This is a genomic window from Planomonospora sp. ID82291 (assembly GCF_015711645.1).
Taxonomy (GTDB): Bacteria; Actinomycetota; Actinomycetes; order Streptosporangiales; family Streptosporangiaceae; genus Planomonospora.
The window spans coordinates 603,266-627,907 of the sequence record NZ_JABTEX010000004.1 but is presented as its reverse complement, the minus strand read 5'-3'; the positions used below and the strand labels follow the sequence as shown (position 1 = coordinate 627,907).

General features: G+C 73.1%; 22 protein-coding genes. 11 read left to right on the top strand and 11 right to left on the bottom strand.

What is annotated here, in order from left to right; genetic code table 11:
- Window positions 1–206 precede the first annotated feature (206 nt).
- From HS045_RS27240 to HS045_RS27230, 3 genes are all read left to right on the top strand, one after another.
- Window positions 207–1,286: a dihydrodipicolinate reductase gene (locus HS045_RS27240; protein ID WP_196454320.1), complete on the top strand. Its 1,080-nt coding sequence runs from the start codon at window positions 207–209 to the stop codon at window positions 1,284–1,286.
- On the top strand, window positions 1,283–1,783 hold the full coding sequence (locus HS045_RS27235) for a carboxymuconolactone decarboxylase family protein (RefSeq protein ID WP_196454319.1): 501 nt from the start codon (window positions 1,283–1,285) through the stop codon (window positions 1,781–1,783). The genes HS045_RS27240 and HS045_RS27235 overlap by 4 nt, the downstream gene beginning before the upstream one ends.
- 181 nt (window positions 1,784–1,964) lie before the next feature.
- Entirely contained in the window at window positions 1,965–3,605 is a 1,641-nt protein-coding gene (locus tag HS045_RS27230; RefSeq protein WP_196454318.1) for a GMC oxidoreductase, read from the top strand.
- Between the two features lie 205 nt (window positions 3,606–3,810).
- Here HS045_RS27230 and HS045_RS27225 read toward each other — a convergent pair whose 3' ends face one another.
- Together HS045_RS27225 and HS045_RS27220 are read right to left on the bottom strand one after the other, a co-directional pair.
- A complete protein-coding gene (locus tag HS045_RS27225; RefSeq protein WP_307827744.1) occupies window positions 3,811–4,257 on the bottom strand; it encodes a nuclear transport factor 2 family protein in 447 nt (148 codons plus the stop codon).
- Window positions 4,258–4,299: 42 nt separating this feature from the next.
- Complete coding sequence (locus HS045_RS27220; protein ID WP_196454317.1) at window positions 4,300–5,178, bottom strand: TIGR03619 family F420-dependent LLM class oxidoreductase; 879 nt, start codon at window positions 5,176–5,178, stop codon at window positions 4,300–4,302.
- A gap of 151 nt (window positions 5,179–5,329) precedes the next feature.
- On the opposite strand from HS045_RS27220, the gene HS045_RS27215 reads away from it, so the two are divergent.
- Both HS045_RS27215 and HS045_RS27210 read left to right on the top strand, forming a co-directional pair.
- On the top strand, window positions 5,330–6,319 hold the full coding sequence (locus HS045_RS27215) for an LLM class flavin-dependent oxidoreductase (RefSeq protein ID WP_196454316.1): 990 nt from the start codon (window positions 5,330–5,332) through the stop codon (window positions 6,317–6,319).
- A 76-nt stretch (window positions 6,320–6,395) separates the two neighbouring features.
- Window positions 6,396–7,361: a LysR family transcriptional regulator gene (locus HS045_RS27210; protein ID WP_196454315.1), complete on the top strand. Its 966-nt coding sequence runs from the start codon at window positions 6,396–6,398 to the stop codon at window positions 7,359–7,361.
- Here HS045_RS27210 and HS045_RS27205 read toward each other — a convergent pair.
- On the bottom strand, window positions 7,338–8,543 hold the full coding sequence (locus tag HS045_RS27205; protein ID WP_196454314.1) for a hypothetical protein: 1,206 nt from the start codon (window positions 8,541–8,543) through the stop codon (window positions 7,338–7,340). The genes HS045_RS27210 and HS045_RS27205 overlap by 24 nt on opposite strands.
- Window positions 8,544–8,824: 281 nt before the next feature.
- On the opposite strand from HS045_RS27205, the gene HS045_RS34990 reads away from it, so the two are divergent.
- Together HS045_RS34990 and HS045_RS27195 are read left to right on the top strand one after the other, a co-directional pair.
- Window positions 8,825–9,844: a polysaccharide deacetylase family protein gene (locus HS045_RS34990; protein WP_230884842.1), complete on the top strand. Its 1,020-nt coding sequence runs from the start codon at window positions 8,825–8,827 to the stop codon at window positions 9,842–9,844.
- 82 nt (window positions 9,845–9,926) lie between these two features.
- A complete protein-coding gene (locus HS045_RS27195; RefSeq protein WP_196454313.1) occupies window positions 9,927–11,543 on the top strand; it encodes a methyl-accepting chemotaxis protein in 1,617 nt (538 codons plus the stop codon).
- Window positions 11,544–11,740: 197 nt separating this feature from the next.
- On the opposite strand, the gene HS045_RS27190 is transcribed toward HS045_RS27195, so the two are convergent.
- Window positions 11,741–13,258 carry an MFS transporter gene (locus tag HS045_RS27190; RefSeq protein ID WP_196454312.1) on the bottom strand — a complete coding sequence of 506 codons (1,518 nt, stop codon included), beginning with the start codon at window positions 13,256–13,258 and terminating at the stop codon, window positions 11,741–11,743.
- Between the two features lie 151 nt (window positions 13,259–13,409).
- Between HS045_RS27190 and HS045_RS27185 the strand changes: the two genes are divergently transcribed.
- The gene (locus tag HS045_RS27185) at window positions 13,410–14,417 is read left to right on the top strand and encodes a helix-turn-helix transcriptional regulator (protein ID WP_196454311.1); all 1,008 of its coding nucleotides are present in this window, start codon (window positions 13,410–13,412) and stop codon (window positions 14,415–14,417) included.
- Between the two features lie 153 nt (window positions 14,418–14,570).
- On the opposite strand, the gene ligA is transcribed toward HS045_RS27185, so the two are convergent.
- The 5 genes from ligA to HS045_RS27160 all read right to left on the bottom strand — a co-directional run bounded on the left by ligA (window position 14,571) and on the right by HS045_RS27160 (window position 19,340).
- A complete protein-coding gene (ligA, locus tag HS045_RS27180) occupies window positions 14,571–16,676 on the bottom strand; it encodes an NAD-dependent DNA ligase LigA (RefSeq protein ID WP_196454310.1) in 2,106 nt (701 codons plus the stop codon).
- Between the two features lie 44 nt (window positions 16,677–16,720).
- Window positions 16,721–17,392 (bottom strand): CBS domain-containing protein, encoded by a 672-nt coding sequence (locus HS045_RS27175; RefSeq protein ID WP_230884841.1) that lies wholly within the window; start codon window positions 17,390–17,392, stop codon window positions 16,721–16,723.
- 13 nt (window positions 17,393–17,405) lie between these two features.
- On the bottom strand, window positions 17,406–17,870 hold the full coding sequence (locus HS045_RS27170; protein ID WP_196454309.1) for a PLD nuclease N-terminal domain-containing protein: 465 nt from the start codon (window positions 17,868–17,870) through the stop codon (window positions 17,406–17,408).
- Window positions 17,867–18,349 (bottom strand): HPP family protein, encoded by a 483-nt coding sequence (locus HS045_RS35940; RefSeq protein ID WP_196454308.1) that lies wholly within the window; start codon window positions 18,347–18,349, stop codon window positions 17,867–17,869. The genes HS045_RS27170 and HS045_RS35940 overlap by 4 nt, the downstream gene beginning before the upstream one ends.
- Window positions 18,350–18,479: 130 nt before the next feature.
- A complete protein-coding gene (locus tag HS045_RS27160; RefSeq protein WP_196454307.1) occupies window positions 18,480–19,340 on the bottom strand; it encodes a universal stress protein in 861 nt (286 codons plus the stop codon).
- A 226-nt stretch (window positions 19,341–19,566) separates the two neighbouring features.
- Here HS045_RS27160 and HS045_RS27155 point away from each other — a divergent pair, with 226 nt between their 5' ends.
- Together HS045_RS27155 and HS045_RS27150 are read left to right on the top strand one after the other, a co-directional pair.
- Window positions 19,567–19,722: a hypothetical protein gene (locus HS045_RS27155; protein WP_196454306.1), complete on the top strand. Its 156-nt coding sequence runs from the start codon at window positions 19,567–19,569 to the stop codon at window positions 19,720–19,722.
- A 7-nt stretch (window positions 19,723–19,729) separates the two neighbouring features.
- Window positions 19,730–20,365: a hypothetical protein gene (locus HS045_RS27150; RefSeq protein ID WP_196454305.1), complete on the top strand. Its 636-nt coding sequence runs from the start codon at window positions 19,730–19,732 to the stop codon at window positions 20,363–20,365.
- Between the two features lie 36 nt (window positions 20,366–20,401).
- Here the strand turns inward: HS045_RS27150 and HS045_RS27145 are convergent, their stop codons facing one another.
- Both HS045_RS27145 and HS045_RS27140 read right to left on the bottom strand, forming a co-directional pair.
- On the bottom strand, window positions 20,402–20,992 hold the full coding sequence (locus HS045_RS27145; protein ID WP_196454304.1) for a hypothetical protein: 591 nt from the start codon (window positions 20,990–20,992) through the stop codon (window positions 20,402–20,404).
- 20 nt (window positions 20,993–21,012) lie between these two features.
- Window positions 21,013–22,215 (bottom strand): RNA-guided endonuclease TnpB family protein, encoded by a 1,203-nt coding sequence (locus tag HS045_RS27140; RefSeq protein WP_196454303.1) that lies wholly within the window; start codon window positions 22,213–22,215, stop codon window positions 21,013–21,015.
- A gap of 723 nt (window positions 22,216–22,938) precedes the next feature.
- Here HS045_RS27140 and HS045_RS27135 point away from each other — a divergent pair.
- Window positions 22,939–24,612 carry an ABC transporter substrate-binding protein gene (locus HS045_RS27135; protein WP_196454302.1) on the top strand — a complete coding sequence of 558 codons (1,674 nt, stop codon included), beginning with the start codon at window positions 22,939–22,941 and terminating at the stop codon, window positions 24,610–24,612.
- Window positions 24,613–24,642: the final 30 nt, after the last annotated feature.

Here is a 24,642-nt window from a genome sequence, read left to right as displayed (position 1 = left end):
CCCGCGGCGCCGCGGAGCTTCCCCCGCGCTCCCGCCCCGACCCGGGCGGGAGCGCTCCGGACCCGGGTGCGCACACCGGTGTCCTTCTTCATCCGGGGAACCGCCCGTCCCTCCGACGTCACCTGTCCGCCAGAGTTCTGAGACGGCCGTCCGGAATGCGCGGCGATGCCGTACACATTGAACCAAGCGCTTGCTACGCTCCGGTCATGACGTCCACGATCGTCTGGGGAACCGGCAACGTCGGCCGAGCGGCCATCCGAGCCGTCGAGGCCCACCCCGCGCTGAAACTCACGGCCGTGATCGTCCACGACCCCGGGAAGGTCGGCCGCGACGCGGGCGAGCTGGGCGGGCTCGGCCGCGACCTCGGGGTCCCGGCGACCGCCGACGTCGGCGCGGTGCTGGCGGCCCGCCCCCGCGTCGTGGTGTACGCGGCCTCCGGCGACGTCCGCCCCGACGAGGCCCTCGCCGACATCACCCGGGCGATCCGGGCCGGGGCCGTGGTCGTCACCCCCTCGGTGTACGCGCTCTACGACCAGCGCAACGCCCCGCCGGAACTGCGGGAGCCGGTGCTGGCCGCCATCGCGGACGGCGGCGGCTCGCTGTTCGTCTCCGGCGTCGACCCCGGCTGGGGCAACGACGTGCTGCCCCTGCTGATCAGCGGGCTCGGCACCGTCGTGGACGCGGTCCGCTGCCAGGAGATCTTCGACTACTCCACCTACGACCAGCCCGACGCGGTCCGGTACCTCGTCGGCATGGGCCAGCCGATGGACTACGAGCCGCCGATGATCGCGCCGACGGTCCCGACCATGGTCTGGGGCGGGCAGGTGCGGCTGATCGCCCGGGGCCTCGGCGTCGAGCTCGACGAGATCCGCGAGACCGTGGAGCGGCGCCCGCTCGACACCCCGGTGCGCACCGCGTCGATGGGCGCGTTCGAGGCCGGCACCCAGGGCGCGGTCCGCTTCGAGGTGCAGGGCGTCGTCGAGGGCGAACCGCGCATCGTCGTCGAACACGTCACCCGCATCCACCCGTCCTGCGCGCCGGACTGGCCGACGCCGCCCGACGGGGCCGGGGCGCACCGGGTGATCATCGAGGGCCGGCCCCGCATCGAGGTCACGGTCGAGGCCGTCGACGAGGACGGCAACCGCTCCGCGGGCGGGAACGCCACCGCGGTCGGCCGCCTGGTGGGAGCCGTCGACTGGCTCCTGGAGGCCGAGCCCGGCCTCTACGACGCGCTCGACGTCCCGCTGCGCCCCGCGACCGGCAGACTCGGAAGGAAGCGGCCGTGAACATCGACGTCCCCGCGGGCAAGGACCCGATCGCGTACGTGTGGGGCGAGATGGTCCCCGGCATCGGAGCCGCGGCCTCGCACTTCTCGCTCTCGGTGTACGCCCACACGACCCTCGGGCTCCGCGAGTTCGAGGCCGCGCGGCTGCGGATCGCACAGATCAACGGGTGCGCCTTCTGCCTGGACTGGCGCACCGAACGGGACGGGCGCAAGGTCGAGGAGGACTTCGCCGACGCGGTGGCCGCCTGGCGCACCACCGACGCCTTCGACGACCGCACCCGGCTGGCCGCCGAATACGCCGAGCGGTACGCCGTGGACCACCACGGCCTCGACGACGCGTTCTGGACCCGGATGACCGCCCACTACAGCCAGACCGAGATCGTGGAACTGAGCATGAGCATCGGCGCCTGGCTGGCGTTCGGCCGGCTCAACCACGTACTGGGCCTGGACACCGCGTGCGTGCTGCCCGGCGGCTCCGCACCGGCTCCCCGGCCGTAGCCGCCCGGAACCCCGGACGGCTACGGCGCCCCGACGACGGAACACCCGACTCCCCAGCGACAGACGCCCTGACCCGGCGCTCACGTATAGGCGAACGCGCCCGAGCCGCCTCCGCACACGGAGCGGCCCGCCGCGCGGCATGCACGACCGGTCTCATTTCGTCGAGGGTGAGGAACCGAACATGAGCGACACCGCCCCGGACGGCCCCGGCTCCAGCGGCATCTCCCGCCGCGGTTTCATCGCCGGCACCGGCTCCGTCCTGGGAATCGCGGCCCTCGCGGGCCGCGGCACCGCGGCCCGGGCGGACACCGCCCGCGCCGCCGCCCCGATCGCCTCCGGGGCCCGCGTCCCGGCGCTGGTGATCGGCACCGGTTACGGCGGCTCCGTCGCCGCCCTGCGTCTCGCCCAGGCGGGCGTCGACGTGCACATGATCGAGATGGGCATGGCCTGGGACACCCCCGGCCCCGACGGCAAGATCTTCTGCAACACGCGCGAGCCGGACTACCGGTCCTACTGGCTGCGCACCAGGACCAAGGCCCCGCTCAACTACTTCCTCGGCCTGCCGATCGACCGGGACATCCCCCGGCACACCGGCATCCTGGACGCCGAGGAGTTCGGCGGCATCACGGTCTACCAGGGCCGCGGCGTCGGCGGGGGCTCGCTGGTCAACGGCGGCATGGCGGTCACCCCCAAGCGGGAGAACTTCGGCGCCGTCCTGCCGTCGGTGGACGCCGACGAGATGTACGGCGTCTACTACCCGCGCGCCAACGCCGGGCTCGGGGTCGGCACCGTCGATCCGGCCTGGTTCGACTCCACCGCCTGCTACCAGTACTCCCGGGTCGGCCGCAAGCACGCCCAGCGCTCCGGCTTCCCGTTCGTCTTCGTGCCCGACGTGTACGACTGGGACTACATGGAGCAGGAGGCGGCCGGGACCGTTCCGAGGTCGGCGCTGGCCGGTGAGATCCTCTACGGCAACAACCACGGCAAGAAGTCGCTGCAGCAGACCTACCTGGCCCGGGCGAGGGCCACCGGCCGGGTGACCGTCTCGCCCCTGCACCGGGTCACCTCGGTCGCCCCCGCGGCCGGCGGCTACACCGTCGTCATCGACCAGCTGAACACCGCCGGCGACACCACGGCCGTCAAGACCGTGACCGCGGAGCGGGTGTTCTTCGCCGCCGGCAGCGTCGGCACCAGCAAGCTGCTGGTCCGGCTGAAGGCCACCGGCGCGCTGCCCGGCCTGAACGGCGAGATCGGCAAGGGCTGGGGCGACAACGGCAACGTCATGTGCGGCCGCGCCAACCACATGTGGGACCCGACCGGGAGCCTGCAGTCGGCCATCCCCTGCTCCGGCATCGACAACTGGGCGGCCGGCGGCGCGTTCGCCGAGGTCGCCCCCCTGCCCACCGGGATCGAGACCTTCGCCTCGTTCTACCTGTCCATCACCAGGAACCCGCACCGCGCCGAGTTCTCCTGGAACGCCGCGGCGGGCAGGGTCGACCTGAACTGGCAGGCCTCCTGGAAGCAGCCGTCCATCGACATGGCCAGGACCATCTTCGACAGGATCAACTCCAAGGAGGGGACGATCTACCGGACCGACCTCTTCGGCGTCTACAAGATCTGGGGCGACCACCTCACCTACCACCCGCTCGGCGGCGCGGTGCTGAACAAGGCCACCGACAACCACGGCCGGCTCACCGCCTACCCCGGCCTGTACGTCATCGACGGCGCGCTGATCCCCGGCAACACCACCGTCAACCCGTTCGTCACCATCACGGCGCTCGCCGAACGCAACATCGAGAAGATCATCGCCACGGATCTGTGAGGCCGTACCCGCGCGTTGTCCGCCCCGGCCGCGCCGAGCGGCACCGGCGGTGCCGGGGCCACGGCGCGGCCGGAACGGACAATGCGATCGGGAACGGCCGGCGCGATCGGGGACGGACAACGCGATCGGGGACGGCCGGCGCGATCGGGAACGGACAATGCGATCGGGAACGGCCGGCGCGATCGGGGACGCCGCGCGGGAGGGACTACGGCGCGGTCAGCGTGGCCAGCGCGCGCTCCGGCTCCCAGTGGGCGCGGAGCGAGGTGATCAGCCCCGAGTCGTCGACGGTGTAGACGATCACGCAGTCGACCGTCATGACCGCTCCGCCGTCCAGCGTCATGGTGATGGAGACGACGTTCGCGCAGCACGGCCCGTTGGCGAAGGAGTCCGCGACCCGGAAGCGGAAGGCGCGCACCGAGCCGACGTGCCCGTCCCAGAACCGCCCGATCCCGTCGCGGCCGCGGTGCCCCCCGCCCTCGGGGTCCAGCATCGAGGGGCCGACGGGATCCTCCACCAGGGCGTCCGGCGCGAACAGCGCGAGCCACTCCTCCCTGCGCCCCGCGGCGACCGCGGCCATGGACGAGCGCGCCGCCCGGCGGGCGGGGTGGTCACCGTACGGCCGGTCCCAGACGACGGCGGCGGAATCACTCACACGAAAAACTGTAACGTGTTATCGGAAATCATCAAGGGATCCTCAGGGACCGGTCCTGGCGATGACCTTCTCGGCGAAGCGCTCCAGGTGCTCGATCTTCCTGCTCAGCGGTTCGGCGTCCGGACCCTTGACGTACGGGTTCCGGAAGCCGACGACCAGGTCGGTGACGCCCTTGTCGGCCAGCCGTGCGACCCCGTCCGGCGTGTACGCGTCGGCGGAGATCGCGTGGATCTCGAAGGGCCGGTCGGCCGTGCCGTACTCCGCGCGCAGGGCGGCCAGCCGGGCCAGCAGCGCGTCCAGCTCGGCGGCGTCGCCCCCGCCGTGCATCCAGCCGTCGCCCAGACGGGCGGCCCGGCGCAGCGCCCCCTCGCTGTGCCCGCCGACCAGGATCGGGATCGGCTCGGTGGGCACCGGGGACATCTTCACCGGCGGCAGGTCGTAGAACTCGCCGTGGTACTCGAAGTAGCCGCCGCCCGTCAGGCCGCGCAGGACCTCGACGGCCTCGTCCATCCGCCGGCCGCGCCGCGCCCACGGCACCCCCATCGCCGCGAAGTCCTCCGGCCACGGGCTGAGCCCGACGCCGAGGCCCAGCCGGTTGCCGGTCAGGAAGGCGATCGAGCTCGCCTGCTTGGCCACCAGCACCGGCGGGCGGACCGGCAGCTTGAGCACGAACGGCGTGAACCGGATCGTCGAGGTCACCGCCCCCATGGCCGCGATCAGGACGAACGTCTCGACGAAGCCCTTGTCCTCCAGGAACCCGCGGTCGCCGTCGGCGGTGTACGGGTAGCCCGTCGCGGACTCCTTGGGGTAGACCAGGGAGTCGGCCACACTGACGCCCGCGTATCCCGCGGCCTCGGCGGCCCGGGCCAGCGGCAGGTGGTACGACGGATCGGTCATGGCCTCGGCGTAGGTGAACCGCATGAGCCCACCTAACAATAGAACACGTTTCAGTTCAATCTCCGGGAGGCGGAAATAACCGCCCCGCCACCGCTGTTGCAGAGCGTGTCCCGAGACGGCGGGGGTCTCCGGGGCCGGCTCCGCGTCCTCCCCGCCCGGTGAAAGGCGCCCCTCCATGACCGTCCCGCTCTCCATCCTCGACCTGGCCCACATCGGCGAGGGGGAGACCGCCCAGGACAGCTTCCGCGCCAGCGTGACGCTGGCGCAGCGGGCCGAGGAGTGGGGCTACCGGCGGATCTGGTACGCCGAGCACCACAACATGCCGTCCATCGCGTCCTCGGCGACCAGCGTGCTCATCGCGCACGTGGCCGCGCACACGCGCACGATCCGCCTCGGCGCCGGCGGCGTCATGCTGCCCAACCACTCCCCGCTGACCGTCGCCGAGCAGTTCGGCACCCTGGAGACGCTGCACCCGGGCCGCATCGACCTCGGTCTCGGCCGGGCGCCGGGCAGCGACCAGCAGACCATGCGGGCCCTGCGCCGCACCCCCGCCGCGGCCGACGGGTTCCCGCAGGACGTCCTGGAGCTGCAGGGATACCTGACGGGCGAGTCCCGGATCCCCGGCGTCGACGCGACCCCGGGCAGGGGCACCGACGTGCCGCTCTACATCCTCGGCTCCTCGCTGTTCGGGGCCGGGCTCGCCGCCGCGCTCGGCCTGCCGTACGCCTTCGCCTCCCACTTCGCCCCGGACGCCCTGGAGGAGGCCGTCGCGCTGTACCGGCGCGAGTTCACCCCGTCGGCGCAGTTGCGGGAGCCGTACGTCATCGCGGGGGTGAACGTCATCGCGGCCGACACCGCGCAGGAGGCGCAGGAGCAGTTCCTGGAGGCCAAGCGCCGGCGGGTGGGCCTGTTCCTCGGGCGGGGCCGGACGTTCACCCCGGAGGAGGCCGACCTGGTCCTCGCCTCCCCGGCCGGGCGGCAGATCCTGCAGATGGCCCGGTACTCCGCCGTGGGCACCCCGGCGGAGGTGACGGAGTACCTCGGCCGGTTCGCCGAGCACGCCCTCGCCGACGAGCTCATCGTCGTCTCCGCGGCCCCCGACAGGCGGGCCTGGCTGCGCTCCTTCGAGCTGCTGGCCGACGAGTACGGCCTGGTCCCCGCCTGACGCCGGAACCGGCGCCGAGGACGGCCGCACGGAGACCACGGAAGATCGTTTCCGTCTCCCTGTACCATTCCGCACCGTGCCGATCAACATCAATCCGCGGCTGTTCCGGGTGTTCGTCACAGCGGCCGAGGAACAGCACTTCGGCCGGGCCGCGGCTCGGATGTACCTCGCCCAGCAGGCGCTCTCCCGGGACATCGCCCAGCTGGAACGGCTGCTCGGTTACGCGCTGTTCACCCGGAGCACCCGCCGGGTCGTGCTGACCGGCGACGGGGAGCGGCTGCTCCCCCGTGCCCGCCGGCTGCTGGCCCTCCACGACGAGATCGCGGCCGGTTCCCCCGGCCGCCCGTTCCTGGCCGACCTCAACAGCCCGGGCATGCTCACCGAGCGGTTCCTGGCCGCGGTACGGGCCGCCGCGCCCGAGCTGGAGTTCATCGCGCGTTTCTACGGCGGGCTCACGGCGGCCGCCGCAGACCTGGTCACGTGCCGGCTCGACGTCTCCTTCGGCCGGTTCGCCGGACTCGGTCCGCCGGTGCGCCGGGCTCTCGTCCACCATCCGGTGCGGTTGCAGCCGCTCGCCCTGATCGTCCTGGACGGCCATCCGCTGGCGGGGCTCCCGGAGATCCCGATGGCCCTGGTGCGCGGCGTCGAGGTCAGCGCCTGCGCGGAGGACCCGCGCACCCCCGAGTGGAGCGACATGGCCGCTCGGCTGTTCGCCGAATTCGGCGTCCTGCCGGCACCGGGGTGGACGGCTCCCGCCGGGACCGACGAGATGGCCCACCACATGCGCCGCCATCCCCATCCGGTGCTCTCCACCGTGGACGGGCCGCACATCCCCGGGACGGTGCTCCGTCCGCTGGTCGCCCCCGTGCCGCTGCACCTGCTCGGGCTGGTGCATCACCCCGCCCTGGACCACCCCGGTCTGGAGGCGATCCGCGGGGTCACCGAGGAACTCGCCCGGGCGGGCGGGTGGCTGCTCCGCCCGCCGGGGACGTGGCTGCCCGCGGAGGACGAGGCCCTGCTACCGCTCTCGTCCGCCGGCTGACGCCGCGGCCGGGCGGAGCCGGGACCGGCCGACGAACGCCACGGCGAGGCTGAGCGCCGCGGCCGCCGGGGGCAGGAGGTAACCGGTCTGCGCCCCCAGGCTTTCGATGATCGAACCGGTCAGCGCGGACCCGGCGGCGATGCCGGTGGAGATGGCGACGACGGCGATCCCCAGGTTCTCGCTCAGCTGCGACCGGGGAGTGATCCGCTGGAGCAGCGACATGCCACTGATCATGGTGGGCGCGGTGGCCGTCCCCGCCAGGAACATCAGCAGGGCGAGGCTCGGCAGGTTCCAGGCGGCGATGGGGAGCGAGACGCAGAGCGCCATTCCGCCCAGCCCCCGCAGGAACCGGGTGGCGGTCTCGCCCCCCTGCTCGGCGGCGCCCAGCGCCAGTCCCGCCACGGCCGAGCCGGCCGCCTGCAGCGCCAGCACGAACCCCGAGGCGAGGGGGACCCCCCAGGCCTCGGTGGCCGCCACCGTCGTGATCTCCAGGGCCCCGAAGAGGATCCCGGTGCCGAAGAAGACGACGAGAAGCACGCGCATCCCCGGATGCGTCAGCGACGAACCGGACGCCTTCCCGCCCGGGGCCGGACGCGGCTCGGTCCCGCGCTGCGCGGAGAGGCAGACCAGGCCCACGAGGGCCAGCGCGATCCCCGCGGCCCGGCCCGCTTCGGGGAGCAGGCCGCAGAGCGCCGCCGCCAGGACCGGGCCGATGACGAAGGCGACCTCGTCGATGACCTGCTCGAGCGATGTGGCCACGTGGAGGGAGGCGGGGTCGTCACGGTGGAGCTCCGCCCACCGCGCGCGGCTGAGCCCGCCCACGTTCGGATAGGTCGACGAGAGGATCGCCGCGGCGAAGAGCGTCCACTCGGCGGCGCCCGAGCGGCAGCAGATCAGGAGCACGGCGGACCAGAAGACCCAGTTGAGGACGGCCGGGACCGCCACGCGCAGCTGGCCCCGCCGGTCGATCAGGCGGCTGATCCAGGGCACGGTCACCACCCCGGCGGCGAGCGCGGAGGCCCCCACCGCTCCGGCCATCGCGTAGGAACCCCGCAACTGCGCGATCAGCATGATCGTGGAGACGCCGTTCATCATGAACGGCAGCCGGAGCAGCAGTCCGGTGCCGGTGAACCCGGCGCTCCCGGGAGAGGCGAGGAGTTCGGCGTATCGCTTCACGAACATGGCGCAAGCCTGGCGTTCGCCCGGCCGGCAGGTCCAACACCGTTAACGCTGCTGATTATCCGGTTTTTGTGGATGATCAAGCCCGTCAAACCCCATAGGGCGACAGGGCCGCAGGGCGTCGGGGAACCCACCCCCGCGGTGGAGGGCACCGGCCTCCGGAGAGCGCCGCCCCGAGGCGAATCCGTTCCGAACCATCTGCGCGCAGCGGTCGTCGAACGGGATGGAACGGTCCGATTCCACCGGGGCGCCGAGACCGTTCACGGAGAGCTGGAGCGTGCGGAATGGGTGTCACCGGCGAGTCGACGAAGAACGCGGCGCGGCCGTACCGGCCGGTTCGGGCCGGCACGCGGTGGAACCCCGCACGGGTGCTCGCCGTCACCGTCCTGACGGCGGCGTGCGCCACCGGCCAGGGAGCCGGTTCCGCCGGGAGCGGGCCGCCCGGCGGAACCGGCTCCCTGGCCGCTCCGGTCGCCCACGCCGCCCCGGCCGCACGGCCGTCGCCCTCGCCGTCGCCGTCGCCACCACCGGGAACCGGCTCCCCCGCGTCCGGGGCTCCGTCCCGGCAGGCGTCCGCCCCGTCCGCGCAACCCACCGCATCCGCGCAGGCACCCGCATCCGCACAGCCCACCGCATCCGCGCAGGCACCCACCGTCCGCCCGCGGACGCCCGCCGCGCAGGGATCCCCCGACTGCCGCCGGGTCATGTGCGTGGCCCTCACCTTCGACGACGGTCCGGGGCGGCACACCGGCACGCTGCTGCGCCACCTCGCCGAGTACCGCGCCCGCGCCACCTTCTACGTCGTCGGGCGCAACGTCGCCGAGCACCCCGGCGCGGTACGGCGGATGGTCGAGGCCGGGCACGAGATCGGCAACCACACCTGGTCCCATCCGGACCTCACCAGGTTGCCGGCCGCCGCGATCCGCACCCAGCTCGCCCGCACCGACCGGGCCGTCGAGAAGGCGGCGGGCGTCACGCCGGCGACCGTCCGCCCGCCGTACGGCGCCCACGACGCCGCCGTCCGCAGGCGGATCGGGCGTCCCGTGGTCCTGTGGAGCGTGGACACCGAGGACTGGAGGCACCGCGACCGCTCCGCGGTGGCGCGCAGGGCGGTCAGGGCGGTGGATCCGGGAGACGTCATCCTGTTCCACGACATCCACCCCACGACGGTGAAGGCGATCCCGCAGGTGCTCAAGCGCCTCTCCGCGCGCGGCTACCGGTTCGTCACCGTCACCGAGCTGTTCGGCGGGAAACCGCCGCGGCTGGCGTACCGGGGCCCGCGGCGGGACCGGCGGGCCGGCTGAGGAACAGAGCAAGAATCCGTTCACTCAGGCGGTGGCCCGGGTCGCCGATATGAGGCGTATCGCCTGACTCGAAAGGCCTCTCATGATCACCCTGCTGCGTTCCGTGCGCCTGCGCACCCGGCTCCTCGTCGCCTTCGGCATCCTGTGCGCCCTGCTGGCCGGGATGGCCGTGATGGGCCTGAGCCAGTCCGCCGCCCAGCAGGAGGTCACCGAGCGGGTGGGGCAGATGCAGGGGCTCACCCGGCAGGTCATGGAGCTGAAGTTCCGCGACGCGGACGTCAGCGGCTGGCAGGTCGCCTACGCGTGGGACGTCCCCTTCATCGGCGGCACCGCCGCGACCGAGGACGGCTCACCCAACCGCAAGGGCTTCCTGGACTCGGCCGCGGCGCTGGAGAAGGATCTGGCGGCGGTGCACGTGCAGCACCTGTCGCCGGCGGAGAAGGCCCTGTTCGAGAAGATCACCTCCAGCTTCCGGACGTTCCTCGACTACGACGGCCAGGTGGTGACCCACTTCCGCAAGGACAGCCCCGCCGGGACCAAGGAGGGCAACGCGCTCATCGTCGGTCCGGGGTACGACGCCTACTACGAGATCCTGGAGTCGACCACCGCGCTCATCGACTCGGTGAAGCAGCGCGCGGACGCCGCCCAGGCCGAGGCCGAGGACGTCGCCGAGCAGACGCGCACCGTGCTGCTGATCGGGGTGGGCCTGGCCCTGGTCATCGCCGTCGGGCTGACCTACCTCATCACCGCCAGCGTGGTGCGCCCGGTGCGGCGGGTCGTCGACGGGCTGCGCACCCTGGCCCGGCGCGACCTGTCGCAGACCCTGCCCGAGGACGGGCACGACGAGATCGCGGAGATGGCGCGGGCCTTCAACCGGGCGAGCGGCGCGATGCGCGAGGCGCTGACCGGCGTCGGCGAGCGCACCGACGCCCTGACCTGCTCCGGCCGCCAGCTGTCGTCGCTGTCGGAGCGCCTGGACGTCCAGGCCTCCGTCACCAGCGGCAAGGCCGAGGAGGTGTCGCACTCGGCCGCCGAGGTCTCCAGCCACGTCACGGCCCTGGCCGCGGCGGCCGAGGAGATGAACGCCGCCATCGACGAGATCGCCCGCGGCACCTCCGCGGCGGCGGGCGTGGCGGCCGAGGCCGTGACCAGCGCCCGGGTCACCTCCCAGACCGTCGGTCACCTGTCGGAGGCCAGCGCGGAGATCGGCCAGATCGTCAAGACGATCACCTCGATCGCCGAGCAGACCAACCTGCTCGCGCTCAACGCGACCATCGAGGCCGCGCGCGCCGGGGACGCGGGCAAGGGCTTCGCGGTCGTCGCGGGCGAGGTGAAGGACCTGGCGCAGGAGACGGCCCGCGCTTCCGAGGACATCATCTCCAAGATCGCCTCCATCCAGGACGAGACCGGGCGGGCGACCCAGGCGATCACCGAGATCTCCCAGATCGTGGAGCGCGTGTCGGAGATCCAGTCGACCATCGCCGCCGCGGTGGAGGAGCAGTCGGCCACCAGCAAGGAGATCAACCGCAGCGTCGGCGAACTGGCCGGCGGATCCCAGCGGATCGCCGACACCATCGCCGACGTGGCGCAGACGGCGGCCGCCACGACCGGTGAGGCCGACGCCGCGCTGGGTGCCTCGACGGAACTGACCGACATGTCCGGCGCGCTGCAGGAGATCGTCGCCTCCTTCCGGTACTGACCCCGTTCCCGGAGCGTCAGCAGGGGCGCGGGCGCGCGTTCGTCAAGGGGCTGTACGAGGCCGGGCGTCCCCCGGCCTCGTCGCCGACCGCGGCGGTCTGACAGAGAGGGGCGTCGGCAGGCCCCGGCACGGCGCACCGCACGGTCTCCGCGGGAGTGTCGTACCGGACCGCCCGCCGATCGTCTTCGCGCGTCCCGTCACCCCCGGCGGCGGCGGGGGGTCCGACCGCGCAGGAAGATCAGGGTGGTGAGGACCCCCAGCAGCACGATGGCGGCGTTCACCGCGATGGCCGCCTTCAGACCGCCGAGCACGGCGGGCACGGCGGTCCCGGTGATCGCCGACGCGGCGATCGCGCTCATGATCGGGGTGCCCATGGTGATGCCCACCTGCTGGGTCATGGTGGCCAGCCCGGTCGCCAACCCCTGCTCGTGGTCGGGCAGGCCGGAGGTGGCGGTGACCATGAATCCGACGATGACCAGCATGTTGCCGACACCGCCGGCGAAGGTGGCCGCCAGCAGCAGCCACATCCAGGAGCGCTCGTCCCTCAGGCCGAGCAGGGCTGCGGTGGAGACCGCCTGCACCAGCCCTCCGGTGACGAGCGCCGGGCGGGCGCCGATCCTTCCGATGACCTTCGGTGCGATCGAGCCGCCGATCACGGTTCCCACGCCGAGCACGCCGAAGGAGAGCCCCGCCGCCAGCGGTGAGAAGCCCAGCACGTTCTGCAGGTAGAGCGTCAGCAGGAAGACCAGGGACGTCTCGGTCAGGAAGGCGATGAGCCCGGCGACGTTCCCCCATGCGACCGTGCGCCTGCCCAGCACCGCGGGAGGCACCAGGGGCGCGGCGGACCGGCGCTCGACGACGTGGAACACGACCAGCAGCAGCCCGCCCGCGGCCAGCGGAACGACGACGCCGGCCGTGCCCCAGCCGTGCTCTCCGGCCTGGGTGAGCCCGAAGACGACGGCGAGCAGGCCGAGGGTGACGCTGACCGCGCCGGGCACGTCCAGCCTCGGCCGGTGTTCCGGCCTGGACTCCTTGATCACGAAAGGGGCGGCGACGAGCACGGCCGCGGCGACCGGCACGTTGACGAAGAACGCCCACCGCCAGGAGAGCAGGTCGGTCAGCAGCCCGCCCAGGACGGCTCCGGTGGTGAAACCGGCCGACATCAGCGCGCCGTTGAGGCCGAGCGCCCGCTCCCGCAGCGGGCCTTCCGGAAAGGACGTGGTCAGCAGGGAGAGCCCCGCCGGGGTGACCGCCGCGGTGGCCAGCCCCTGGAGGACGCGGGCGACGATCAGCGCTTCCGGACTCTGCGCCAGGCCCCCGATCAGCGAGGCGGCGCCCAGGACGGCGAGTCCGCCCAGGAAGATCCTTCGGCGGCCGAAGAGATCGGCCAACCTGCCGAACAGCAGCGTGAACCCGGCGGCGCAGAGCGCGAAGGCGGTGGCGATCCACTGCAGGCGCGCCAGCGGGAACCCCAGCCCTTCGCCGATGACCGGCAGCGCCACGTTGAGGATGGAGAAGTCCACGGCCAGCATGAACTGGGCGGCCAGCAGGACGACCAGCACCAGCAGCAGTCGGGGGGTGAGCCGCCGGGGCGCGCCCGGCGGCGCGGTCCCGGCGCCGGAAGCACGGATGACGTCGACGGCGTCGGCGGTGCCGGCGCTGGTGCCGGCACCGCCCACGGTGCGTGTGGCGTCGGTGGCGTCGGTGGTCGACATGGGTAGGTGATCCCTTCTCTCGGTTACCGCAGGAGAGAAGACTCATCCGCCGCCCCGCGACCGGCCAGAACCGGGATCAGACCGGTGTCCGGAAGGGTGGTCATTTTCCGACCAGGCTTCCGCCGCCCCTCCGCCGTTCCCGGCGCGCATCATGGAACGCGTGGACAGGACGAGAGAACTGGGCGACTTCCTCAAGAGCCGGCGGGCGCGGCTGCGTCCCGAGGACCTGGGCCTGAAGGCGTACGGCACGCGCCGTCGCGTGTCAGGTCTGCGCCGCGAGGAACTCGCGATGCTCGCGGGGGTGAGCGTGACCCACTACACCCGCCTGGAGCAGGGGCGGTCGGCGGGCGCATCCGACGCCGTACTCGACGCGCTGGCCCGCGCCCTGCGGCTGACCGGGGACGAGACGGCCCATCTCAAACGTCTCGCCCGGCCGTCGGCGTCCGTGCGACCCGCCCCGCCCCGGCCCGAGCACGCGAGCCGCTCGGCCCGACGGCTGCTGGACGCGATGACCGAGGCGCCCGCCCTGGTGCTGGACCGCAGGAACGACATCCTGGCCTGGAACCGGCTCGGCCACGCGCTGCTCGCCGGTCACCTCGACTCCGCGGCCCCCGGCGACCCGGCCGCGCGCCCCAACCTGGTCCGGCTGCTCTTCCTCGACGGGCACTTCCGCGAGCTCTACCCCGACTGGCCCCAGGAGGCCACGCTCGCCGTCGCCGCGCTGCGCCTGGCGGCGGGACGCCATCCGGACGACCGCAGGCTGGCCGAGCTCGTCGGCCGGCTCGTCATCCAGAGCGAGGAGTTCGCCGCGCGCTGGGCCCGGCACCCGGTGCGCACGTGCACCTCGGGGGTCAAGCGCTTCCACCACCCGGTCGTCGGCCCGATGGAACTCTACTTCGAAAACCTTCTCATACCCGGAGATTCCGGACAGCGGATCATCGCCTACAGCGCCGAATCGGGTTCGCCCTCCGAGGCCGCGTTGCACCTTCTCCGTCTCTCGACGCACTCCGCACCGCCGTCCCGCCCCGGACCGGCGAGGGAGGACCCGGTCACCGCCGAGCGGTCCCGCCGCCGACCCGGCGCTGCCGCCCGAGGCGACACCGAAGCCGGCGCTGCCGCCCGAGGCGACGCCGAAGCCGGCGCCCCGCGCAGGCGGTAGACCTCACCGCCGGAGCGGCCGGCCCCTCGACGCGGGACGTCTCCCCGGCCACCGGGCCGGATGACGCCGATCACACCGATCACGCCGTCGACGCCGAGGAGCCGGACCGGGCCGGGCCGGGCCGGGACGGCCGGGAAGGGCGGCGCGCGGAGGTCACCGGAAGTCGGCGACCAGGGCGGCGAACTCCTCGCAGGTGACGATCCGCACGCCCAGGTCGTCGGCCTTGGCCCGCTTGGATCCCGCCTTCTCCCCCGCCACCAGCAGCCCGGTTCTGGCCGAGACGCTGGAGGAGGCCTTGCCGCCGGCGCGCTCGATCAGCTCGTTGACCTGGTTGCGCGACAGCTCCGCCAGCGGGCCGGTCATCGTCCCGGTGGCCACCACCGACATGCCCGCCAGCGGCGGCTCGGCGACCGGCCCCGCCGCCGCACCGTCGGCGGTCCCGCTCGCGGTCGCCGGGACGACGCCGGGCTCGGTCATGTTCACCCCGGCCGCCACCAGCTTGTCGATGAGCGGACGCAGCTCGGCGAGCTCCTCCACGACCACCGGCGCCTTCTCCGGGCCGATGCCGTCGACGGCCCGCAGGTCCTCGGCGGTCGCGGCCAGGATCGCCTCCATCGTCCCGAAGCGACGGGCGATCCGCCGTGACATCGACCGGCCGGTCCCCCGCACGCCCAGGGCGCAGAACACCCGGCTCAGCGACCGGCTCCTGGCCGCCTCGACGGCGGCCAGCAGCTTGTCGGCGCTGGTGGCGCCCATCCGCTCCAGGGTGAGGAGCTGCTCGCGGGTGACGGTGAACAGGTCGGCGAAGTCGGTGATGAACCCCGCATCGAGCAGCTGCTGGATGCGGGAGGTGGCCAGGGTCTCGATGTCGAGCTGGTCGCGGCCGGCCGCGTACGTGATGGAGGCCAGCGCCCGGCAGGCCCGCCCGCGCACGCACCGCCACCGCTCCTGGCCGGTGTCGATGGCGGCTCCGCAGTTCGGGCAGACCTCGGGGAAGGCGATCGGCTGCTCGTCGCCGGTGCGCAGGTGCACGACCGGGGCCTCCACGCGCGGGATGATGTCTCCGGCCTTGTACACGGTCACGTGATCGCCCAGCATCAGGCCCCGGCGGGTGATGTCGGCCGCGTTGTGCAAGGTGGCGTAGGTGATGACGCTGCCGTCGATCTCGACGGGCTTCAGCTCGGCGCGCGGGGCGATGATGCCGGTGCGGCCGACGTTCCACTCCACGGCGATCAGCTTGGTGATCTTCTCGACGGCCGGGAGTTTGTAGGCGATCGCCCAGCGCGGCGCCCGCGAGCCGAACCCGGCCCGGGCCTGGTCGTCGGCGAGGTCGGCCTTGACGACGATGCCGTCGATGCCGAACGGCAGCGTGGCGCGTGCTTCGGCGATCTCGGTGATGCGGGCCTGGACCTCCGGCACGGTCGCGGCGACGACGCCGGCCACCGGGGTGGCCGCGGTGGTCTGCACGCCCCAGGCGGCGACCTGGTCCATGATCCGGCTGTGCGGCAGCGTGCGCAGCCGGTCCGCCAGGTCGGAGGCGTCACCGGGCGGCAGCGGCAGCGCGCCGTAGCCGAAGAACGTCAGCTCGCACGCGTACGGCCGGTCCTGGGCCCGCAGCGTCCCGGCGGCGGCGCTGCGCGGGTTGGCGAACGTCGTGCCGTCGTGGGCCTGCCGCTTGGCGCAGGCGTCGGCGAACTGCGCGGCCGTCATCATCACCTCGCCCCGGATCTCCACCGTGACCGGCTCGGTGAGCGTCCCGGGCAGGCCCACGACGGTTCCGATCGCGTGGCTCACGTCCTCGCCGGCGGCGCCGTCACCCCTCGTCACCAGCTGGACGAGGCGACCGCGCCGGTAGCGGACCGAGATCGCCAGCCCGTCCAGCTTGGGCTCCACGCTCCACGCCGTGACCTCCCGGCCCAGGCGGCGCTCCAGGCCCGCGGCCCACCGCTCCAGCCCCGCGGGATCGAAGACGTTGTCCAGGCTGAGCATCGGCACCGTGTGCGGCACATCGCCGGTCACCGCGCCGCCGGCGACCTTGCCGGTGGGCGAGCCGGGCAGCACCTGGTCGGGGTGGCCGGCCTCGTAGGCCTCGATGCCGCGCACCAACCGGTCGTAGGCGTCGTCGTCGAGCGGGGAGGTGCCGTCACCGTAGTAGGTCGCGGCCGCGTCGACCGCGAGCTGTACGGCGGCGGCGTAAGCGGCCTCGTCGGCGAGAACGGTGAGGGCGGGAGCGACGGGGGTGGCGGGGGCGTCATTCATAAGGGCATCCTGTCGGACAGAACCGACATTCTTCCGTGGAGCGGCTAGTAGAGGGGCGGGGTGACCGCCAGCTCCTCGCGCGGGCAGACCAGCTCGGGCACGACCGCGACGACGCCCGGCACCCGGCCGATCGCCTCGACCAGGCGGGCGATCTGGGACGTGCGCTCGACGACGCCGCCGACCGTGACCACCCCGTCGCGCACCTCGATCGACAGCGCGTCGGGGGCGAGCCCGGCCACGTCCCGGACGACCGCGTCGATCTCGGCGCGCACCTCCCCCATGGGCCGGGAGAAGACCCGCAGCAGGTCCCGCTGGTGCACCGTGCCGATGATCCGGCCGGTGACCGGATCGATCACCGGCAGCTGCTTGATCCTCCTGTCGTGCATCAGCCGGGCGGCGTCACGAACCGGTGCGCCCGGGGTCACGGTGATCGCCGGGCTCGTCATCAGCTCGGCGGCGGTGACCCCCGCGGCCTTGCGCTGCTCCTGCCGGCGCTTCGCGCCCCCGAAGATCGCGATGCCGGGCCGTACCCGGTCCACCTCTTTGAGCAGCAGGTCGTCCTCCGACACCACGCCCACCGGGCGCCGGTCGGCGTCCACCACCGCGACCGCGCCGACCGCGAAGCGCTTCATCGCCGCGATGATCTCAGCGAAGGTCGCGTCCAGCCGCACCGCGATCGCCACGCGTCCCATCACATCTCTGACCTCGATCGACATGGCCGGTCTCCTCTCACTCCACCCGGCCTGGGCAGCCGGTGCCGGACGCGGATCCATCGGAAGCGAGCCGCCGCGGGGAGGGTGGGGGCCCGGATGCGGGCCGCCCGGGCGGGCTCGTCCACATCCTCATCATCCGGTGCGGGTTCCGCGCCCGACAGGGCGGAACGTCCCGTTCGGCGCGGGACCTCCTGCCCTGCGGCCACCCCGCCGCGGGTCCTGCGGCCCGCCCGCCCGGCGCCCGGCCGGGCCACCGGGACGACGGGACGCGGCCCAGCACCAGATAGGCGATCGGGCCGAAGGGCTGGACGAGCAGCAGCGGCCACCACAGCGCCTTGCGCCCCCGGACCCGCTCCGCCGGCCGGCGCCACAGGTCGGCGGCGGCCGTGGCGGTGAGCGACAGCTCGATGGAGGCCGCCGTCAGGATCACCGCCCGCCGCCGGCCGGAGAGGTCGCGCCGGCGCCGGTGCGACCGCGTCATGACCGCTCCCCGGTGGGGAGCGGCACGGGCTCGATGCGGAACAGCGCGGTCCGCAGCTCGCCCGCCCCCTCACCGACGACGGTACGGCCCGCCACGGCCGCCAGGACGTCCACCGTGGTGATCATCCCGATCAGGCGGCCGTCCTCGCGGACGACCGGGATCGCGTCACAGGAGGCGTCGAGCATCGCCGCCGCCGCCTCCGCCAGCGAGTGACCGGGACGCGCGTGCGGTGTCCTGACCCGCCCGAGCAGGCTGTGCACCTGGCGGCGGGACTGCTCGGCGGGGCCGCCGGACCAGTTGTCGGCCAGGTCCTGGCGGGTGAGGATGCCCAGGGGACGGGCCTGGGCGTCGATCACCGGGAGGTGGTGGACGCCCGCACGGCGCATCAGCTCCCAGGCCATCAGCGGCGACTCCTCGGGCGTGATGGTGACCAGGACCCGGCTCATCACCTGTTCGGCGGTCACGGTCTCGATGTTCATCGCTTCTCCTTGAGATCTCCGCGCTCTTCCCTCATCGCACACCTGCGGGCAGGCCCCGGCACGGGCCGAACGTCACCCCCCGCGAGGACCATCGCCCTGTGACACCGCGCCGACCGGCCGCCACCGCGCGTCAGGCGCGCGGCGCGCGGACCACCGCGACGGCGCCGCGGACGTGGTGCAGGACCCCGCGGCTGACCGAGCCCAGCGCCAGCGACCCGAGGGCGCCCCGGCCGTGGGAACCCACGACGACCAGGTCCGCCTGCTCCGACGCCGCGGTCAGCGCCTCGACCGGATGCCCGGGCCGGACGTCCTCGACCACCTTCACCTGCGGGTAGGTCTCCCGCCACGATTCGAGCTTGGCCGCCGCGACCTCGTGCTGGGCCCGGCGGATCTCGTCCATGTCGTAGACGATCTCCGGGGCGTAGACGTGCACCGGCAGTTGCCAGGCGTAGACCGCCCGCAGCCCGGCGCCGCGCAGCGCCGCCTGCTCGAAGGCGTAGGCCAGGGCGGGATCGCACTCCGGCGAGTCGTCGATACCGACGACGACCTCCCCGTGCGCGGTCCGCGGCCCGTCGTGGACGACGACCACGGGCCCGCGGGCGTGCCCGGCCACGTGCATGCTCACCGAGCCGAGCACGGCTCCGGCGAAACCGCCCAGGCCCCTGCTGCCGATCACGATCTCGGTGGCGTCCGCGGCCTGGTCGCGCAGGACCACCGCGGGCGCCCCCTCGACCACCCGGGTGGTGACCTCGATCTCGGGCCGCCGCCCGCGGGCGAGGGCCTCGGCCTCGGCCAGGACCCGCTCGGCGTTGCGGATCAGCGCGTCGCCCCACTCGGGGGCGGAGAACCTCGGAATCTGGTACGGCGAGCGGTCCAGGGCGAAGACGATGCGCAGCGGAGCACGCATGCGTGCGGCGTCGTCGGCGGCCCATTCCACGGCGGCGGAACCGGCGGCGGAACCATCGGTGCCCACGATCACGGGATCGGACATGGCCTTCCTCCTTTACCCTTCCTTGGGTTCTCCCCCATCACAGCTCTCCCCTCACCCGGCGACCAGGGCCGGTCGGCCCATGACCGCGGGCCCATCGGCCGTAGCCGGCGGTCCGGCCGGCGCCGACACTGGAGGCACGGACGACCCGTCCGCACGCGACGACGGGACCGCTCCGGACGCGCACCCCGCGTCCCGGCGCCGCCCCGACCGGAGAAGAGGAGCAGAGATGGCCCGCCAGATCGCCCTGACCTACCAGCCCCCGTCCACGGCCGTCCTGGAGGCACGCATCCACGAACTGGAGATCCGCCTCGCCCGCCTCACGAACCTGGTCGAGACGCTGACCGGCGCACCCGAGGGCTCCCGAGCGGGCGCACCCCTCTGAGGCCGGGATGGACAACGTGTTGAGGTCGTCCGTCCGGGCCGGGTTGCTCACCGCCGGCATCGCCGCGGCGCTCTACCCGCTGCTGCTGCGCCGATGGTGCCTGACCTGGGGAGCCACCCCCGAGGAGGCGCGGGAGGCGCTGCCCGGGGACGACCTGCTGCCCGCTCCCGGCCTGATCGCCACCCGCGCCGTCACCGTCGACGCGCCGCCCGGCGCGATCTGGCCGTGGCTGGTGCAGATGGGCAGCGGGCGCGGCGGCGCCTACACCTACGACTGGATCGAGAACCTCTTCGGCCTGGACATGCACAGCGCCGACGAGATCCTGCCGCAGTTCCAGGACCTCCGGGCCGGCGACCTCCTTCCGCTGGGGACGACCGGGCCGCGGATGCGCGCGGAGATCGTGGATCCGGAACGGGCGCTGGTGTTCCGGTCCGAGGACGGCAACTGGGTGTGGGCCTTCGTCCTCCACCCCGAAGGCCGGGCGACGAGGCTGATCAGCCGCAACCGGATCGCGGCCCCGGACTCCGGCCCGCTCGGGCGGCTGGTCACCATGATGGTCATGGAGCCGGGCAGCCTGGTGATGGAGCGCAAGATGCTGCTGGGGATGAAAGCCCGGGCCGAACGCCTGGCCCACGCCGGATGACGCCCGCCTGATCGCCTGCGACGCCGGGCGTCCGGCCTACCCGTGCTCGCGGCCGTCCCGCAGGAGGCCGCCGGGCCCGGGCCGGAACCCCAGTCCGTGGAGTTCGGGCACGTCGATCGCGGTGACCGTGCGCGAAGCGCCGTCCTCGGTCACCGTGCGGACCGCGAGACGCACCAGTGCGCCGCGCACCTCCGGCGGGACGCCGGGCCGGATGCGCACGAGGTCGAGCCGGGCGGTGGTGCGCCGCTCGTCCTCCCAGGACGCGACCGCGTGTCCGACGGGATGTCCCCCGCGGTCGTCGTCGACGCAGGCCTGCAGCCAGCAGGCGAGCCGGCCCTCGGCGATCGATCGCCGGGGAACGGTCACGTCCATCCCCGCCTCGGCCAGCCGGTGGCCGGCTCCGGCCGGCGGAAACCGGTGCCGGTGACGGCCCCGGAGGGCGGCGAGACCCCTCCAGGTCCTCCTCCGCGACGGCCCGGGGAAGGGGGGATCGCCGTCGGACGGGACCGGGCCGATGGAGAACCCGGCGGGGCAGACGTCCGGGGCGTCGCGGGTGTCCAGCACGACGCGGCCGTCCCGGATCACGCGGCGGCTCCGGTGGACCAGCCCGGTGTCGAGTTCTTCCATGAGTTGACTTCCTCCCCCGCCTAAAGGCGGGGGATTCCAGTCCTCGCGGACTGGGCTTCCTGCTTCACCGCCGACCGCACCCGGGAGGACCCGGAATGTCTTACGTCAGCTCCACAGGCAGACACCGCTTGACCAGCGGCCAGGATGTTCTTCGCCGCGTTGATGTCCCGGTCGTGCCGGGTGCGGCAGGTCGGGCACGTCCAGTGCCGGGTGGAAAGCGACAGCCCGGCGAGCAGGTGCCCGCACGCGCTGCAGGTCTTGGACGTGGGGTGCCAGCGGTCGATGACGACCAGGCGGCGGCCGTACCGCTCGCACTTGTACTCCAGCAGGCGGCGGAACTCACCCCACCCGCACTCGGAGATGGCGCGGGCCAGGGACCGGTTGCGGACCATGCCGCGCACGTTGAGGTCTTCGATCGCGATCACGTCGTGGTCGCGGACCAGCCGCGTGCCGGCCTTGTGCAGGAAATCCCGCCGGGCGTCGCGGACCTTCGCATGCGTGCGGGCGACCTTGGCCTTGGCCTTGGCGCGGTTGTTCGACCCGCGCTGCTTGCGGGCCATGCGGCGCTGGTAGCGGGCCAGGTTCCGGGCCTTGCGCTCCAGGTGACGCGGGTTGCGGATGCGCTCGCCGTCGCTGGTGACGGCGAAGTCCTTCACGCCCAGGTCGACGCCGACGGCCCGGCCGGTGGCGGGCAGCGGCTCCGGCTCGGCGTTGGTCTCGACCGCCAGGGAGGCGTACCAGCGGCCGTCCGGGTCGCGGGAGATGGTCACCGTGGTCGGGTTCAGCGTGGTCACGTCGATGTCGGGCCAGGACCACACGAACATCAGCGGGCCGTCCATCTTGCCCAGGTGCAGTCGCCCGTCGCGCCAGCGGAACGCCGAACGGGTGTAGGTGGCCGACTGCTTGCCGTGCCGGGACTTGTAGCGGGGGTAGCGGGTGCGCCCGGCGAAGAAGTTCACGAACGCCGTGTACTGGTGCCGCAGCGCCTGCTGAAGCGGCACCGAGGACACCTCGGACAAGAACCCGTGCTCCGGCTCGCGCTTGAGCGCGGTCAGGTACCGGTCGGTCTCGGCGTAGGAGGTCTTCACGCCCTGCGTGTGGTAGCGGGCGTGCCGCCACGCCAGGACCTTGTTCCAGGCCAGGCGTACGCATCCGAACGTGCGGTTGAGCACCGCCGCCTGGTGGGAGGTGGGGTAGACCCGCACCTTGTACGCCGTGCGCATGTTTTCATCTTACCGAAACGCAGCATGATCCGTAAGCGAATGGGAGGACGTGTGCGCGCTTCGTGCTTTGGGCTGTCCCGGCTTCGCCGGGCCGCCCCTGGCGGGGTCCGGATTCCTCCCCGGCCTGAAGGCCGGGGCATCCTCCGGAGGTCTCGGTGAAGCTCGACGTCCGCGGCCCATTGATCCGCCGAGTCCAACGGCTCGCCGGTCACCGGACTCTCGGGCCTCGCCGGAAAGCCGACCTCGACGGCGTAGGTGTTCGGATCCCGCCGCCAGCGGAAGACCACCAGCATGGCGTCCGGCTCCGCGACGACGTCCACGCCGGCGTACCCGTCCGTCACCGCACCCGCACGGAGCAGGCGCCTCCTGAGCGCTACGAGGATCTCCCGCCGGGACCACCCAACCGCCATCCGCCCAGGATCCCACGCCCGGGCGGATGCGCCGGTCGCCGGGAGTCCCGGCCGCCGTGCCCGATCGCGGCAACGGTGACGGCCTCCTCGCCGGCGCCACCGGACGGGCCGCCGTCTCCGCCCTCGAACGGTGGCGCCGTCCTGCGGCACCCGCGACCACCCGACTGCGCGACTGCGCGACTGCGGATCCCGCCGCCGCACGGAGTCGGCCCAATTTGAATAACGATAACGATTATCACTACAGTGACTCGCCGTTGCCCGTTCACCGGCAGCGATCCCGCCCGGACAACCGCGAGAAACCGAGGTCACTCCCTTGTCTCAAGCTGAGGAACGTCTGCCCCGCAAGGCCGGGCGCGCATGGATCGCCGCCGCGCTGGCGCTCATCGTGGTCGTGGGGGTGACCGTCGGCGTCACGACGCGGTGGGGCCGGACCGGCGAGAGCGCGTCGTCCCCGGGCGGACCGCAGCGCCGCGGCACCGAGCTCGTCATCGCCGTCGGCGACATCGCCGGCGGCGAGTTCGACCCGCTGAAGGGCTGGGGCTCCCGGCCCGCGCAGATCCGGCCGATCCACAGCTCGCTGCTCACCGTCGATGAGGACGTCGACTTCGTCGGCGACCTGGCGTCGGAGTACTCGGTGAGCGACGACGCGAAGACCTGGAGCTTCACGCTCCGGGACAACGCCCGCTGGTCGAACGGCGAGCCGGTCACCGCCCGGGACGTCGTCTTCACCTACGAGACGCTGAAGAAGGACGGCACGCGATTCGACCTGACGTTCGTCGACCGGATCGCCGCCACCGACGGGTCCCACGTCGAGTTCCACCTGAAGGAACCGCGGTCGACCTTCGTCAGCCAGCTCTCGGAGATCCCGATCCTGCCCGCCGAGCACTACGGCGCGGACTACTCGAAGAACCCGATCGGCTCCGGCCCGTACACCGTCGTCGACCACCAGCAGGGACAGCAGCTCATCCTCAAGGCGAACCCCCACTGGTACGGGCGGCGGCCGCAGTTCACCAAGCTCACCTTCCTCTTCCTCGGTGAGGACGCGGCCCTCGCCGCCGCCAGGGCCGGGACCGTCGACATCGCGTACGTCCCCCCGACCTTCGCCGGCCAGCGGATCGCCGGCATGACGCTGCAGAGCTTCGCGACCGTCGACTCCCGCGGCCTGTCCCTGCCGACGCTGCCGGCCGGCGGCAAGGGCAAGATCCAGGGCAACGACGTCGCGGTCGGCAACGACGTGACCGCGGACCCGGCGATCCGCCGGGCGCTGAACATCGGCCTCGACCGCGAGGGGATCGTCGAGATCGTGCTGCAGGGCCACGGCCGCCCGGCCCACACCCTCGTCGACGGCCTGCCGTGGTTCAACGAGCAGGCGGCCTTCGAGGACGGCCGCGTCGACGACGCCAGGCGCATTCTCGCCGAGGCCGGCTGGAGCGACTCCGACGGTGACGGAATCGCGGAGAAGGACGGGCGCAAGGCCGGGTTCACCCTGATGTACCCGTCGGACGACAAGCTCCGCAGCGACCTCGCGCTGGTGGTGGCGGACCAGGCGCGCGCGCTCGGCATCCAGATCACGACCAAGGGCAGCACGTGGGACGGCATCTACCTCGAGGGCAAGGCGAACGCCGTGACCTGGGGCGGCGGACGCCACCACGCGCACCAGCTGTACTCGATGTACTCGTCGAAGGTCATCGACACCGGCTACAACAACATGCCGCAGTACTCCAACCCGACGGTCGACGGCCACCTCGACCGCGCGCTGTCCGCGACCACCCAGGACGAGGCGGACACGCACTGGAAGCGGGCGCAGTGGGACGGCGAGACCGGCTTCGCCGGGCCGGACGGCGACGCGCCGATCATCTGGCTCGTCCGGATCGACCACCTCTACCTCGTCCGGGACGGACTGCACCTCGGCGAACAGCCGATCCAGGGCCACGGGCACGAGTGGGCGCTGTTCACCACCCTCACCCAGTGGCGCTGGCAGAAGTGAGGACCCTCCGGCCGACCGGAAGGGCGCTCG

Excerpts from the sequence above, each read along its gene's own strand:
- HS045_RS27155 (WP_196454306.1), top strand. The coding sequence starts at position 19,567 with ATGGCCCGCCAGATCGCCCTGACCTACCAGCCCCCGTCCACGGCCGTC.
- HS045_RS27220 (WP_196454317.1), bottom strand. The coding sequence starts at position 5,178 with ATGCGGTTCACCTACGCCGAGGCCATGACCGATCCGTCGTACCACCTG.
- HS045_RS27215 (WP_196454316.1), top strand. The coding sequence starts at position 5,330 with ATGACCGTCCCGCTCTCCATCCTCGACCTGGCCCACATCGGCGAGGGG.
- HS045_RS34990 (WP_230884842.1), top strand. The coding sequence starts at position 8,825 with ATGGGTGTCACCGGCGAGTCGACGAAGAACGCGGCGCGGCCGTACCGG.
- HS045_RS27240 (WP_196454320.1), top strand. The coding sequence starts at position 207 with ATGACGTCCACGATCGTCTGGGGAACCGGCAACGTCGGCCGAGCGGCC.
- HS045_RS27140 (WP_196454303.1), bottom strand. The coding sequence starts at position 22,215 with ATGCGCACGGCGTACAAGGTGCGGGTCTACCCCACCTCCCACCAGGCG.
- ligA (WP_196454310.1), bottom strand. The coding sequence starts at position 16,676 with ATGAATGACGCCCCCGCCACCCCCGTCGCTCCCGCCCTCACCGTTCTC.
- HS045_RS27230 (WP_196454318.1), top strand. The coding sequence starts at position 1,965 with ATGAGCGACACCGCCCCGGACGGCCCCGGCTCCAGCGGCATCTCCCGC.
- HS045_RS27160 (WP_196454307.1), bottom strand. The coding sequence starts at position 19,340 with ATGTCCGATCCCGTGATCGTGGGCACCGATGGTTCCGCCGCCGGTTCC.
- HS045_RS27190 (WP_196454312.1), bottom strand. The coding sequence starts at position 13,258 with ATGTCGACCACCGACGCCACCGACGCCACACGCACCGTGGGCGGTGCC.
- HS045_RS27205 (WP_196454314.1), bottom strand. The coding sequence starts at position 8,543 with ATGTTCGTGAAGCGATACGCCGAACTCCTCGCCTCTCCCGGGAGCGCC.
- HS045_RS27145 (WP_196454304.1), bottom strand. The coding sequence starts at position 20,992 with ATGGAAGAACTCGACACCGGGCTGGTCCACCGGAGCCGCCGCGTGATC.
- HS045_RS35940 (WP_196454308.1), bottom strand. The coding sequence starts at position 18,349 with ATGAACATCGAGACCGTGACCGCCGAACAGGTGATGAGCCGGGTCCTG.
- HS045_RS27195 (WP_196454313.1), top strand. The coding sequence starts at position 9,927 with ATGATCACCCTGCTGCGTTCCGTGCGCCTGCGCACCCGGCTCCTCGTC.
- HS045_RS27185 (WP_196454311.1), top strand. The coding sequence starts at position 13,410 with ATGGAACGCGTGGACAGGACGAGAGAACTGGGCGACTTCCTCAAGAGC.
- HS045_RS27150 (WP_196454305.1), top strand. The coding sequence starts at position 19,730 with ATGGACAACGTGTTGAGGTCGTCCGTCCGGGCCGGGTTGCTCACCGCC.
- HS045_RS27175 (WP_230884841.1), bottom strand. The coding sequence starts at position 17,392 with ATGTCGATCGAGGTCAGAGATGTGATGGGACGCGTGGCGATCGCGGTG.
- HS045_RS27170 (WP_196454309.1), bottom strand. The coding sequence starts at position 17,870 with ATGACGCGGTCGCACCGGCGCCGGCGCGACCTCTCCGGCCGGCGGCGG.